The sequence below is a fragment of the Pseudomonas putida genome (genome assembly GCF_005080685.1).
GTDB classification, from domain to species: Bacteria; Pseudomonadota; Gammaproteobacteria; order Pseudomonadales; family Pseudomonadaceae; genus Aquipseudomonas; species Aquipseudomonas putida_V.
On record NZ_CP039371.1, the window covers coordinates 5,915,790 to 5,929,324 of the forward strand.

General features: G+C 64.4%; 11 protein-coding genes and 1 pseudogene. All 12 read right to left on the reverse strand.

Features of this window, described 5'->3' with window-relative positions; translation table 11 throughout:
• Window positions 1-15 precede the first annotated feature (15 nt).
• Window positions 16-708: pseudogene (locus E6B08_RS31605) on the reverse strand (methyl-accepting chemotaxis protein); the annotation flags it as partial.
• Window positions 709-1,216: 508 nt separating this feature from the next.
• Window positions 1,217-2,509: an adenylosuccinate synthase gene (locus E6B08_RS27475; RefSeq protein ID WP_136916838.1), complete on the reverse strand. Its 1,293-nt coding sequence runs from the start codon at window positions 2,507-2,509 to the stop codon at window positions 1,217-1,219.
• A gap of 55 nt (window positions 2,510-2,564) precedes the next feature.
• Window positions 2,565-3,752, reverse strand: coding sequence for an ATP phosphoribosyltransferase regulatory subunit (locus E6B08_RS27480; RefSeq protein WP_136916839.1), 1,188 nt, complete (start codon window positions 3,750-3,752; stop codon window positions 2,565-2,567).
• A gap of 290 nt (window positions 3,753-4,042) precedes the next feature.
• A complete protein-coding gene (hflC, locus tag E6B08_RS27485) occupies window positions 4,043-4,912 on the reverse strand; it encodes a protease modulator HflC (protein WP_136916840.1) in 870 nt (289 codons plus the stop codon).
• Window positions 4,912-6,093 carry an FtsH protease activity modulator HflK gene (gene hflK, locus E6B08_RS27490; RefSeq protein ID WP_136916841.1) on the reverse strand — a complete coding sequence of 394 codons (1,182 nt, stop codon included), beginning with the start codon at window positions 6,091-6,093 and terminating at the stop codon, window positions 4,912-4,914. Before hflK ends, hflC begins: the two co-directional genes overlap by 1 nt.
• A 96-nt stretch (window positions 6,094-6,189) precedes the next feature.
• Entirely contained in the window at window positions 6,190-7,491 is a 1,302-nt protein-coding gene (hflX, locus tag E6B08_RS27495) for a ribosome rescue GTPase HflX (RefSeq protein ID WP_136916842.1), read from the reverse strand.
• Between the two features lie 12 nt (window positions 7,492-7,503).
• Window positions 7,504-7,764 carry an RNA chaperone Hfq gene (gene hfq, locus E6B08_RS27500; RefSeq protein ID WP_133324650.1) on the reverse strand — a complete coding sequence of 87 codons (261 nt, stop codon included), beginning with the start codon at window positions 7,762-7,764 and terminating at the stop codon, window positions 7,504-7,506.
• Between the two features lie 95 nt (window positions 7,765-7,859).
• A complete protein-coding gene (miaA, locus tag E6B08_RS27505) occupies window positions 7,860-8,831 on the reverse strand; it encodes a tRNA (adenosine(37)-N6)-dimethylallyltransferase MiaA (protein ID WP_136917501.1) in 972 nt (323 codons plus the stop codon).
• 1 nt (window position 8,832) lies between these two features.
• On the reverse strand, window positions 8,833-10,737 hold the full coding sequence (mutL, locus tag E6B08_RS27510) for a DNA mismatch repair endonuclease MutL (RefSeq protein WP_136916843.1): 1,905 nt from the start codon (window positions 10,735-10,737) through the stop codon (window positions 8,833-8,835).
• Window positions 10,734-12,167 carry an N-acetylmuramoyl-L-alanine amidase gene (locus E6B08_RS27515; RefSeq protein WP_136916844.1) on the reverse strand — a complete coding sequence of 478 codons (1,434 nt, stop codon included), beginning with the start codon at window positions 12,165-12,167 and terminating at the stop codon, window positions 10,734-10,736. Before E6B08_RS27515 ends, mutL begins: the two co-directional genes overlap by 4 nt.
• Window positions 12,168-12,178: 11 nt before the next feature.
• Window positions 12,179-12,652 carry a tRNA (adenosine(37)-N6)-threonylcarbamoyltransferase complex ATPase subunit type 1 TsaE gene (gene tsaE / locus E6B08_RS27520; protein ID WP_136916845.1) on the reverse strand — a complete coding sequence of 158 codons (474 nt, stop codon included), beginning with the start codon at window positions 12,650-12,652 and terminating at the stop codon, window positions 12,179-12,181.
• Window positions 12,640-13,494 carry an NAD(P)H-hydrate dehydratase gene (locus E6B08_RS27525; RefSeq protein WP_136916846.1) on the reverse strand — a complete coding sequence of 285 codons (855 nt, stop codon included), beginning with the start codon at window positions 13,492-13,494 and terminating at the stop codon, window positions 12,640-12,642. The genes tsaE and E6B08_RS27525 overlap by 13 nt, the downstream gene beginning before the upstream one ends.
• Window positions 13,495-13,535: the final 41 nt, after the last annotated feature.

The following is a 13,535-nucleotide window of genomic DNA, read 5'->3' on the forward strand; positions in this document are numbered from 1 at the left end:
GATCTCATCGCGGCTGTCGAGTGGAACGCGGCGGGTCAGGTCGCCTTCGCCAGCCGCCAAGTCATCGAGCGCAGCGATCAACAGGCGCAGCTTGCTCAGCACCCGCCGCCCAAGCACCAGGGCCACCGCCAGCAGCACCCCAAGGCCAACCAGCGCCAGCCCCAGACCAATGCGCCAGCGCAGCGTTTCAGCGGCCTCGCGCACGGCCTGCGCGGTATTGGCCTGCATAGCTGCGGCACTGCCTTGGGCCGTGGCCAGGCGCTCGCGCAGGGCCTTGCCGCTGTCGGCGGCAGCGGCGCCAAGGCTGTCGCCCACCAGTTGCTCGCCACTGTCGATCAACGCCGCGAAACGCTGATCGAGCGCCGTCAGCTGCTGCTCCACGCCAGCAGTGGACACCCCCATCAGCACCTTGCCGATCTGCGCACCATTAGGGCTGATCGAAGCCTCGACGTAGTACACCGATGGGTCGCGCCGGGCAGCATCGAGCACTTTGTCCAGTGCCCGCTCGCCCTGGCCCTTTTCCATCAGCGCCTGGTTGATCGGATTCTGCCGGTTCAGGTAGCGGGTCAGGTGCTGCCCCTGGGCATCGTCATAGATCACGAACAACACGTTCGGATTGCGCTGCGCACGACGAGCGAACTCAGACAAGGTCGGCACATCGTTGTCCCAGATGGCCCGGGGCGCTACCGAGGCCAGCAGTTCGGCCATGTCGTTGGCAGACTCCTTGAGGCTTTTCTCCAGCGTCACTCGCAACTGCTGTTGCTCAGCCTGCAAACGCGCCGAAAGACCGGCACTGAGGCGCTGGCGGGTACTGCTGGAAAGGCTCTCAAGGCCCGAACGCACATCTTGCCCAGCCTGCTCCAGCTCGCCGGCAAGCGCGCGACTGTCGGCGCCCAGGCGCTGGCCGAGGTCGGCTTCCAAGGCGGTGACGGTGCTCCGGGTCAGCGCTACGGCAACCAGCACCTGCACCAAAAGGGCGATACCAAGCGCTACAAACACAGGCCGCAACAGGCGGCTTCGTAACAGTGAAAAGATGGCAGACACGGTGTAACCCTCGTGTTCTCTGGCGCCACTATTTTGATGGCATCCACGAAGGCGTTGTCAGAGCAAGAGCTGTGCCGGGCGCGGCGGGGATATCGGCCAAGCCTCGGTACCCACCAAGAAAAACGCCGCAGGCCCTTTCGGGACTGCGGCGTCGGACCAGCCGGAAGGCTGATCAGGCGAACGGATGACGCAGCACGATAGTCTCGTTGCGATCCGGGCCGGTGGAGATGATGTCGATCGGCGCGCCGATCAGTTGCTCGATGCGAGTGATGTAGGCACGCGCATTGGCCGGCAGCTCTTCCAAGGTCTTGGCACCCAGGGTCGATTCGCTCCAGCCCGGCAGCTCTTCGTACACCGGCTGCAGGCCGATGTAGCTGTCGGCGTCGGTAGGGGCTTCGATCACTTCACCATTTTCATCCTTGTAACCTACGCAGATGTTGATGGTTTCCAGGCCGTCCAGTACGTCCAGCTTGGTCAGGCAGATGCCCGAGATGCTGTTGACGTCGATGGCGCGACGCAGGATCACGGCGTCGAACCAGCCGCAACGACGAGCGCGGCCGGTGGTGGAGCCGAACTCGTGGCCGCGCTTGGCCAGGGTGGCGCCGGTTTCATCGAACAGCTCGGTTGGGAACGGACCGGAACCGACACGGGTGGTGTAGGCCTTGGTGATACCGAGGATGTAGTCGAGGTACATCGGGCCAACGCCGGAACCGGTGGAGATACCGCCAGCGGTGGTGTTGGAGCTGGTGACGTACGGGTAGGTACCGTGGTCGATGTCCAGCAGCGAGCCTTGGGCGCCTTCGAACATGATGTCCTTGCCGGCGCGACGCAGGTTGTGCAGTTCGGCGGTGACGTCGAGCATCATCGGCTTGAGCTGCTCGGCGTAGGCCATGCACTCGTCCAGGGTCTGCTGGAAGTCGATTGCCGGCTCTTTGTAGTAATTCACCAGTTGGAAGTTGTGGTAGTCCAGCAGCTCACCCAGCTTGGCGGCAAAACGCTCGCGGTGGAACAGGTCGCCGACGCGCAGGCCGCGGCGCGCAACCTTGTCTTCGTAGGCTGGGCCGATGCCGCGACCGGTGGTGCCGATCTTGGCTTCGCCACGGGCCTTTTCGCGAGCCTGGTCCAGGGCCACGTGGTACGACAGGATGAGCGGAGCAGCCGGGCTGATGCGCAGGCGCTCGCGCACCGGTACACCCTTCTCTTCCAGCTTGGTGATTTCACGCATCAGGGCATCTGGCGCTACGACCACGCCGTTGCCGATCAGGCACTGTACGCCTTCACGCAGGATGCCGGACGGAATCAGGTGCAGAACGGTTTTTTCACCGTTGATCACCAGGGTGTGGCCCGCGTTGTGGCCACCCTGATAGCGCACTACGGCGGCAGCATGTTCGGTCAGCAGATCGACGATCTTGCCTTTGCCCTCATCACCCCACTGGGTGCCCAGGACGACGACATTCTTACCCATTACATTGGTCCTCATTCACGCAAACTTGGTGCCGGCCTACTGCCGACGCAGAAACTCAGTGGGTCAGCGGCAGAACCTGCCAGCGCCCGTCTTGCTGAATCAATTGCCGATCACAATCCGCCTCGAGAGCAGCACTCAACGGCTGGCCAGGCAGAGCCTGGACCACACGCTGGCCCTCGGTGCGCAACTGGCAGACCTGCTGCCAGAGGGCCGCGTCACCACTGTCCGGCATCCAGATGCCGCCAGTTGGCAATACGACCTCCGCTCGCCCCAGTGTGACCAGGGTCTTCAAATCCGTGGAGAATCCGGTAGCCGGGCGTGCCCGGCCGAAATCGGCGCCGATGTCGTCGTAACGACCGCCCTGGGCGATGGACTGGCCTTCACCGGGCACGAACACGGCGAACACCACGCCGGTGTGGTAGTTGTAGCCACGCAGCTCGCCGAGGTCGAAGTACAGCGGCAGGTCCGGGAAGCGCGACGCCAGGCGATCGGCGATCGCCAGCAGGTCGTCCAGCGCCGCCAGCACGCTGGCCGGAGCACGACCGAGACGTACGCGGGCCTCGGCCAGCACTTCGCGGCCACCGCACAGCTCGACCAGGGCGCGCAGCATGTTGCCCAGGTCCTTCGGCAGGTCGGCGGTGAGCGCCTGCACTTCATCGACCGCCTTGCGCTGCAGGGCGTCGAACAGCTGCTGCTCGACCGCGCCGGACAGGCCGGCAGCACGGGCCAGGCCGCGGTAGATACCGACGTGGCCAAGGTCCATGTGCACATCCGGCACATCGGCCAGTTGCAGCGTGGCGAGCATCAGGCTGATGACTTCGACGTCGCTGGTTGGGCTGGCATCGCCGTACAGCTCGGCACCCAGCTGGATCGGGCTGCGCGAGGTGGAAAGGGCACGTGGCTGGGCGTGCAGCACGCTGCCGGCGTAGCACAGGCGGCTCGGGCCTTCACGGCGCAAGGTATGGGCGTCGATGCGCGCTACCTGCGGTGTGAAGTCGGCGCGAAAGCCCATCAAACGGCCAGACTGCGGGTCGACCACCTTGAAGGTGCGCTGGTCCAGGTCCTGGCCGGCGCCGGTAAGCAGCGACTCCAGGTACTCGATATGCGGGGTGACGACCAGTTCGTAGCCCCAACTCTGGAACAGGTCCAACACCTGGCGCCGCGCGATCTCGATACGCGCGGCCTCCGGTGGCAGTACTTCCTCGATGCCATCTGGCAGCAGCCAGCGGTCTACCGTTGCCATTACGCCATTTCCCCTCTGGTCCGGGCGGCTTGCCAGCAGGCGAGCCGTCAGTAAAGCAGGCATTGGCGCACAGCAGCAGGCAGCACTGATCCCAGCGCCACCACCGTACCCAATACCCTCTAATTGCCTTGCGAGCTGACCAAACCGTCAACCGGCGGTTCGCCAATCAACCTTGCAGACGCAAAAAAGCCGGGAAATTTCCCGGCTGACTCATCATACACCCCTTTTCCTTCAGGATGCACCCCGCCTGGTGCATTAGCTGCCGGGCGGGGTGATTCCGGTTCGGACGATCAGGGCTTGCTCTTGTCCATGAAGCGGAAGAACTCGTTCTTCGGATCCAGGACCAGCACGTCGCTCTTGCTGGAGAAGCTGTCGCGGTAGGCCTGCAGGCTACGGTAGAACGCGTAGAAATCAGCGTCCTGGGTGTAGGCCTTGGCGTAGATGGAGGCCGCCTGGGCGTCGCCATCACCACGGGTCTCTTCCGCTTCGCGATAGGCTTCTGCCAGCAGTACACGGCGCTGACGGTCGGCGTCGGCGCGAATACCTTCGGCCAGCTCGTTACCCTTGGCGCGGTGCTCGCGGGCTTCACGCTCACGCTCGGTGCTCATACGATCGAACACGCTGCGGTTGACTTCCTTCGGCAGGTCGATGGCCTTGACGCGGACGTCGATGACCTCGATCCCCAGCTCCTTGTTGGCCATGCGGTTCAGCGAGGCAGTGATGTCGGCCATCAGCGCGTCACGTTCACCGGAGACCACCTCGTGCAGGGTGCGTTTACCGAACTGGTCACGCAGGCCGCTTTCCAGACGACGCGACAGACGCTCGTCGGCGATCTGCTTGAGGCCGGACGTGGCGGTGTAGAAGCGCTCGGCATCCTGGACGCGCCACTTGGCGTAGGCGTCGACCATCACCGCTTTCTTCTCCAGGGTCAGGAACCGCTGGGTCGGGGCGTCGAGGGTCATCAGGCGGGCGTCGAACTTGCGCACCTGGTTCACGTAAGGAACCTTCACGTGCAAGCCTGGCTGGACATCGGCCTGGACCACACGGCCAAATTGCAGCAGGACCGCACGTTCGGTCTGGGACACGATGTAGAAGCTGTTCCAGGCCACGACGGCCAGCACCACTGCGGCGATCAGGGCGATCAGCGATTTATTGCTCATCAGCGGCTCTCCCTAGTACGCAGCGGCTGCTGTTGCTGTTGCATGTCCTGCGCTGCACGGCTGGCCGCATCGTTGACCGATGGCGACACGCTGGCCGATGGCGCGGACGGGTTGCGGCTGCCTTCGACCATCTTGTCCAGCGGCAGGTAGAGCAGGTTGTTCTGCCCATCCTTGGTCGCCACCATGACCTTGCTCGAATTGCTGTAGACCGCTTGCATGGTCTCCAGGTACAGACGCTGACGCGTCACCTCAGGGGCCTTGTGGTATTCGCCGACCAGCTTGGTGAAGCGATCCGCTTCACCCTTGGCGCGGGCGATGACTTCGTCGCGATAACCGTTGGCGTCCTCGATGATGCGCTGGGCCTGACCACGGGCCTCGGGCACCACGCCATTGGCGTAGGACTCGGCCTGGTTGCGGGCACGCTGCTCGTCTTCGCGGGCACGGATCACGTCGTCGAAGGCTTCCTGCACTTCACGCGGGGCTGCCGCGCTCTGTACGTTGACCTGGGTGACGGTGATACCGGTACGGTAGTTGTCGAGGAAGCGCTGCAGGCGTTCGCGGATGTCCACGGCCATCTGCTCACGACCCTCGGTCAGCACCTGGTCCATCGAGGTGGAACCCACCACGTGGCGCAGGGCGCTATCGGTCGCATGCTGCAGGCTCACCTCGGGCTGGTCGACGTTGAGCACGAAGTCCTGCAGGTTGGTGATCTTGTACTGCACGGTCAGTGGCACCTCGACGATGTTCTCGTCTTCGGTGAGCATCTGCCCCTGCTTGGTATAGGCACGCTCACGCGTGACGTTTTCCATGTACTTGCGATCAATTGGCGGGAAGTAGATGTTCAGGCCGGGACCGACCGTCTCATAGTACTTGCCGAAGCGCAGCACCACGGCCTGCTCCTGCTCGTCGACCACGTACACGGCGCTGTACAGCCAGATCGCGGCCAGCACTGCCAGGCCGATGCCCAGCAGCCCGAGGCCACCGCCCCTGCCGACATTGCGATCACCGCCACCACGTTTCTTGCCACCGCCGAACATGCCATTGAGGCTGTCCTGCAGTTTGCGGAAGGCCTCGTCCAGATCCGGCGGACCTTTCTTGTCACCACCACCGCCGCCGCCACCACGGCGACCGCCCCAGGGATCCTGATTGTTCGAGTTGCCACCCGGCTCGTTCCAAGCCATAGCGCTCTCCATCTGATAAAGCAAAGACGCACCCACGGCGCGCCGTCCAATGCTACAGAATGCCTGTCACTGCTGCCCGGCCACCTCGCCGGGCATTTATTGCAAAGTGTGTTGCTGGACAAACACTTGCGGCTCCATGCCTTCACGGCTGACCAGGCGATTCAGTTCGACCCTGGGCAGTCGCACGCTCAGCAGGCTGCGCCCTTCTTCGTCATGCTCTTCACTCTGCACCGCACCCAAAGCGAAGAATTGCGCGCGCAAGCGGGCAAAACGTTGCTCCAGGCACAAAATACCGACAAACAGATCGTCCCCCAGCAACTCGGCGACTGCCTGACCCACCAACTCCAGGCCTCGACCATCACGGGCGGAAACCCAGACCCGCTCAGGCTTGCCATCGGCATCGCGTTGAATCTGCGGCTCGACATCTTCAAGCAGGTCGAGTTTGTTATAGACCTCGAGGATCGGCAAGCCTTCGGCACCGATCTCGCCCAATACCGCCAGCACCTGCTCGATCTGTTCCATGCGGTCGGGCTCGTGAGCGTCGATCACATGCAGCAACAAGTCGGCATTGCTCGACTCTTCGAGCGTAGCCCTAAATGCCTCGACCAGCTTGTGTGGCAGGTGGCGAATGAAGCCTACGGTGTCGGCCAGCACGATCGGACCCAGGTCAGCCAGCTCCAGCCGGCGCAAGGTCGGGTCGAGGGTGGCGAACAGCTGGTCGGCGGCGTAGACCTCGGAGGTGGTCAGGGCGTTGAACAGGGTGGACTTGCCGGCGTTGGTGTAGCCCACCAGCGAAACCGACGGGATCTCGGCGCGACGACGGCCACGGCGGGCCTGCTCGCGCTGACTGCGAACCTTCTCCAGGCGTGCCTTGATCTGCCGCAGGCGCACCCGCAGCAAGCGGCGGTCGGTTTCCAACTGAGTCTCGCCCGGGCCGCGCAGGCCGATACCACCCTTCTGCCGCTCAAGGTGGGTCCAGCCGCGCACCAGCCGCGTGCTCATGTGCTCGAGCTGGGCCAGTTCGACCTGCAGCTTGCCTTCATGGGTACGCGCCCGCTGGGCGAAGATATCGAGGATCAGCCCGGTGCGATCCAGCACGCGACATTCGAAGACGCGCTCGAGGTTGCGTTCCTGGCTGGGCGTGAGGGTGTGATTGAAAATCACCAGATCTACCTGTTCGGCTTTGACCAGGTCGCGTAATTCCTCGACCTTGCCGCTGCCAATCAGGTATTTGGCCGTAGGCTGGTGTCGCGCTACAGTCACCAGCGAAACGATTTCCGCTCCGGCCGACAGAGCCAACTCCTGAAACTCCTGCGGATCTTCGCGCGCCTCAGGGTTCTGACCTTCCAAGTGAACGAGCAACGCCCGCTCACCACCACCGTGGCGCTCAAAGAACAATGCAGGCTCCTATCAGGCGTTGCCTGGCTCGCTGTCACCGCTGTCGGAATCGGACGGGCTTGGCAGGCGAACCGGACGGGCAGGAACCACGGTCGAAATGGCGTGCTTGTAGACCATCTGGCTGACGGTGTTCTTCAGCAGCACCACGAACTGGTCGAAGGATTCGATCGAGCCCTGCAGCTTGATGCCGTTGACCAGGTAGATGGAAACCGGGACCTTTTCTTTTCTCAAGGTATTCAAGTAAGGGTCTTGTAGCGAATGCCCTTTTGACATATGCCGCACTCCTGTAAGGATCAATAGTAGAAAATCAAAGAAAATCGATAAATTAGGCCGCCCCTTCGCAAGAATAGACGGCTATCAGCAGGGACTCAGCTCAATATGGAGACGGCTCCCAGGTATTTCAAGGTGCGGGACAGATTGTCGCAGGCCAGGCTATCGAGCCAGTGCGCGTCGTTCCAACCACGCAACCAGGTGAACTGCCGCTTGGCCAACTGGCGTGTGGCAATGATACCGCGTTCACGCATCTCATTCTCAGTCAGCTGGCCATCGAGGTAATCCCAGACCTGCCTGTACCCCACTGCCCGTATAGACGGCAGCCCGGCGTGCAAGTCACTTCTGGCTCGCAGCGATCGGACCTCGTCGACGAAGCCCTGTTCCAGCATCTGTGAAAATCGTAACGCAATTCGCTGATGCAGAATGTGACGATCTGTAGGAGCAATCGCCAAACTTGCGACAGTATAGGGCAAATGCCCGTCAGCGCCTGCGTCTGCGCCGCTACTTTCCGCGAATTGACGCTGGCGATGGGCTGTCATGCTCTGCCCACTCACCCGGTAGACCTCCAGGGCGCGGATCAGCCGCTGAGGGTCGTTGGGGTGGATGCGGGCCGCCGACTCCGGGTCGACCTCGGCCAATTGCCTGTGCAATTCGGCCAGCCCCAGCGCCAGGGCCTCGGCCTCGAGTTCGGCGCGCACCGCGGGATCGGCAGGCGGCATGTCCGCCAGGCCTTCCACCAGCGCCTTGTAATACAGCATGGTGCCGCCCACCAGCAGCGGAATCTTGCCGCGCGCGGTGATCTCGGCCATGGCCGTCAGGGCATCCTTGCAGAAGCGCGCGGCCGAGTAGCTCTCGGCCGGGTCGAGGATGTCGATCAAGCGGTGCGGGTGCGCGGCCAGCAGCGCCTTGGATGGCTTGGCGGTGCCGATGTCCATGTCACGGTAGACCAGCGCCGAATCGACACTGATGAGTTCGCACGGCAGGACCTTGGTCAGCTCGATGGCGAGGTCGGTCTTGCCGGCCGCCGTCGGGCCCATGAGGAATATCGCAGGAGGCTTGCCGCTCATTTCATCGACCGCGCAGGAAAAGTTTGTCCAGGTCATCCAGGCCCATCTGGGTCCAGGTCGGTCGACCGTGGTTGCATTGGCCGCTGCGTTCGGTGTTTTCCATGTCACGCAGCAGCGCGTTCATCTCGGGGATGGCCAGGCGGCGATTGGCGCGCACCGCACCGTGGCAGGCCATGGTGCCGAGCAGCTCGTTGAGGTGGGCCTGGATGCGGTCGCTGGTGCCGTATTCCATGAGGTCTGCCAGCACGTCCTGGACCAGGCGGTTGGCCTCGGCCTGCTTGAGCAGCGCGGGAATCTGGCGGATGGCCAGGGTTTCCGGGCCCAGGCGTTGCAACTCGAAGCCCAGGCGCTGGAACCACTGGGCATGCTCTTCGGCGCAATCGGCCTCGCGTTGGCTCAACGCCAAGGACTCGGGCACCAGCAGCGGCTGACCGCTGAGGCCCTCGCTGGCCATGGCCACCTTGAGCCGCTCGTACATGATCCGCTCATGGGCCGCGTGCATGTCGACCAGCACCAGGCCGACGGCATTCTCGGCAAGGATGTAAATGCCCTTGAGCTGCGCCAGCGCATAACCCAGGGGCGGGATGTCGCCCTGGCTTTCCGGCAGCGTCGTCGTGCCAGGCGCCGCGGCGCCGTCGTTCAGGGGCTTGTAGAACTCGCGATAGACAGCCTGGGACTCAGCGACCGGCAACGGCTGCGAAGGCCGAGGGGTGTACTGGTACTGGTAGCCCGCGCCACTGCCGCCATTGGAAATCGCATGCTGCGGCACCTGCGGCTGTTCGAGCACCGAAGCGGCCAGGCGCATCTCGCCCTGGGGCCCGAATTCGCCCACCTGCAAGCCGCTCGGCCGGACGATCTCGCTGGCTGCTGCCGGGGCGGCAAGCTGGTCTTCCGGGCGCACGTCAGCCAGGGCACGGTGCAAGGTGCCGTAAAGGAAGTCATGCACCGAACGCCCTTCGCGAAAGCGCACTTCGTGCTTGGTCGGGTGCACGTTGACGTCGACCCCGGTGGGATCGAGCTCGAGAAACAGTACGAAGGTCGGGTGCCGCCCGTTGAACAGCACATCCCGGTACGCCTGGCGCACGGCGTGGGCGACCAGCTTGTCGCGTACCGCCCGGCCATTGACGAAGAAATACTGCAGGTCTGCCTGGCTGCGCGAGAAGGTCGGCAGGCCGACCCAGCCCCACAGGCGCAGGCCGTTGCGCTCGACGTCGATGGGCAGCGCCTGCTCCATGAAGCCGGCACCGCAAATGGCGCCGACCCGCCGCGCCCGCGCCATGTCGTCATGGGCCTCGTGCAGGCTGAGGATGCTCTTGCCGTTGTGGCGCAGATGGAAGCCGACATCGAAGCGGGCCAGGGCCAGGCGCCGGATGACTTCCTGCAGGTGATCGAATTCGGTTTTCTCGGCCTTGAGGAACTTGCGCCGGGCCGGCGTATTGAAGAACAGGTCACGAACCTCGACCGACGTGCCTACCGGGTGTGCCGCCGGCTGCACGCGCGGGGTCATGTCGCGGCCTTCGGTCTCCACTTGCCAGGCTTCGCTGGCGCTGGCGGTACGCGAGGTCAGGGTCAGGCGCGCCACCGAGCTGATCGAAGCCAGTGCCTCGCCACGAAAGCCCAGGCTCAGTACGCCTTCGAGGTCTTCGAGCTCGCGAATCTTGCTGGTGGCGTGACGGGCCAGGGCCAGCGGCAGGTCGTCGGCGGAGATCCCGCCGCCATCGTCACGCACCCGCAACAGCTTGACGCCACCTTGCTCGACCTCGACATCGATGCGCCGGGCACCGGAGTCCAGGCTGTTTTCCAGCAATTCCTTGGCCACCGAAGCCGGGCGCTCGACCACCTCGCCAGCGGCGATCTGGTTGGCCAGCCGCGGCGTCAGCAGCTGGATGCGCGCGCCGCCACTCATTGCTGCGAGGCCAGGGTGGTAGCAGGAATATCCAGGCGCTGGCCGACCTTGAGTTCGTCGCTCTTGAGGCTGTTGTTGCTGCGCAGGCTGGCAACGCTGACCTGGTAGCGCACGGCGAGCATCGCCAAGGTCTCGCCAGGACGCACGGTGTGTTCACGCGGGCCCTGGGCGATCTTGCCGCTGTCGCGCAGCCAGGCGATGTAGGTGCCCGGTGGCGGGTTCTGCTGGAAGTACTGGCGCACGCCGGTGTGGATCGAACGGGCCAGGGCCTGCTGATGGCTGCGAGTGGCCAGCTTGGCCGCCTCGGCATTGTTGGAGATGAACCCGGTCTCGACCAGGATCGAGGGAATATCCGGCGACTTCAACACCATGAAGCCTGCTTGCTCGACGCGCTGCTTGTGCAACGAGGTGATGCGCCCCATGTTGCCCAGCACCTTCTGCCCGACGTTCAGGCTCGAGCTCAAGGTCGCCGTCATCGACAGGTCGAGGAGCACGCCTGCGAGCATGCGGTCCTTGTCGTCGAGGCTGACGTTGCCGGCACCGCCGATCAAGTCGGAACGGTTTTCCGTGTCGGCGAGCCAGCGCGCGGTTTCGGAGGTGGCGCCGCGGTCGGACAGGGCGAACACCGAGGCACCGAAGGCGGCGCGCGATGGCGCGGCGTCGGCGTGGATCGAGATGAACAGGTCGGCGCCCTTCTTGCGGGCGATCTCAGTCCGTTTACGCAGCGGGATGAAATAGTCGCCAGTGCGAGTCAACTCGGCGCGGAAACCTTTCTCGGTATTGATCTGGCGCTGCAGTTCCTTGGCGATCTGCAGCACGATGTCCTTTTCGTGCTGGCCCCGCGACCCGGACGCCCCCGGGTCTTCGCCACCGTGGCCGGCGTCGATGGCCACCACGATGTCGCGCTTGCCATTTGGCACCGGCGGCAGCTTGATTGCCGGCTGGGCCGGCGTCACCGGTACCGCCGGCGTGGTCACGGGGGTCTGCGCAGGGGTTGGCGCCGGCGTCGGGTTGCTGGCGGCGATGGCGTCGGCTTCCTGGTCGTACAGGTCGACCACCAGGCGATTGCCGTACTGGGCATTGGGGGCCAGGGTGAAGCTCTTGGGCGTGACCGACTTCTTCAGGTCGACCACCACGCGCAGGTCGGTAGGCGTGCGCTGGGCCGAGCGCACGCTGCTGATCGGAGTATTGGAAGTGGAAACGTTCAGCGGCCCGCCCAGGGTCGCGCCATTGATGTCGATCACCAGGCGGTCCGGGGCAGTCAGGGTGAAGACGCTGTGCTGCACCGGCCCTGACAGGTCGAAGACCAGCCGTGTGTTGTCCGGCGCGCGCCACAGGCGCATGCTCTTGACTTGAGTGACGGCCAGAGCGTCAACGGTCACCGCTGTCAGCAGCAGCCCAACTACAGCGACCAGTGCGCGTATGCGCATACCTACCCCACTTACTGATTATGGTATTCGGCCAGTGCCACGCACCAGGCCTCGCCGCGAGCCCCCTGCGGCGACAGGATCAGCGAGCGTCCGCTCGCTTTGGGCCTTATGGTAATGGTCAGGTCGGGCTTTGGCAAAATGCCCGCACCCTTTTGTGGCCACTCGAACAGGCACAGCGGGTCGCCTTCGAAATAGTCACGGATCCCCATGTACTCCAACTCCTCCGGATCGACCAGACGATACAGGTCGAAGTGGAAGGCGCGAACGTCTCCAATCTCGTAGGGTTCCACCACGGTGAACGTCGGGCTTTTCACTGCCCGCGTATGGCCCAGGCCGCGGATCAGGCCGCGAGACAGGGTAGTCTTGCCTGCCCCGAGGTCGCCTTCCAGGAAAATCACACCATGACCATTGGTCACCTCGGCCAGGCGCGCACCAAAAGCGACCATGGCCGCTTCATCGGCCAGAAACAGTTCTAACCCAGACACGCAGAATGCTCCTCCAACAATTCTCGAATGATCGGCGCCAGGTCACTGGCTGCCAGTCCCCTGCCCTTTACTCCCAACCGCTCGCCCGCGCAGGCATGCAGCCATACCCCAAGGCACGCGGCGCCCCAGGCATCTAGACCCTGGGCCAGCAACGCCGCCAGCACCCCGGTCAGCACGTCGCCCAGTCCGGCACCGGCCATCGCCGGGTGGCCGCGCTCGCACAGCGCCAGCCGACCGCCGGGGTCGGCGACCAGGGTGCCCGCGCCCTTGAGCACGCAGACGCTGGCATAACGGCGCGCCAGCTTGAGCGCCGCACCCGGCCGGTCGGCCTGCACCGCCTCGGTGGAAACCCCGAGCAAGCGCGCCGCCTCCCCCGGATGCGGGGTGAGGACGCTGCCTGGCGGCAATGCCAATGGCGTGAGCAGGTTGAGTGCATCGGCATCCCACACCTGCGGACGCTCGGCGTTGGCCACCGCCGACAGCAGGCTGCGCCCCCAGGCCGCCTGACCGAGACCCGGACCGACCACCAGCACCGAGGCGCGCTCGAGCACGCCCATCAACTGGTTGGCTGAGCTCACCCCCAGGCACATGGTTTCCGGCAGACGGGCCAGGGCCGCACCGACATGTTCGGGGCGCGTGGCCACGCTGACCAGGCCAGCGCCGCAGCGCAACGCGGCCTCGGCACTGAGTAGCACCGCCCCGCCCGTGCCCAGGTCTCCGCCAACCACCAACACATGGCCGAAATCGCCCTTGTGCGCATGCGCCGGGCGCGCTGCCAGGTGTGGAACGCTGAGGCTGCTGAGCAATTGTGGGGTGTGGCCGGGGTGTTTGGTCTGGGGCATAGGGTCAAAGGCTCCAATGTCTGGCAGAATTATACGCACCT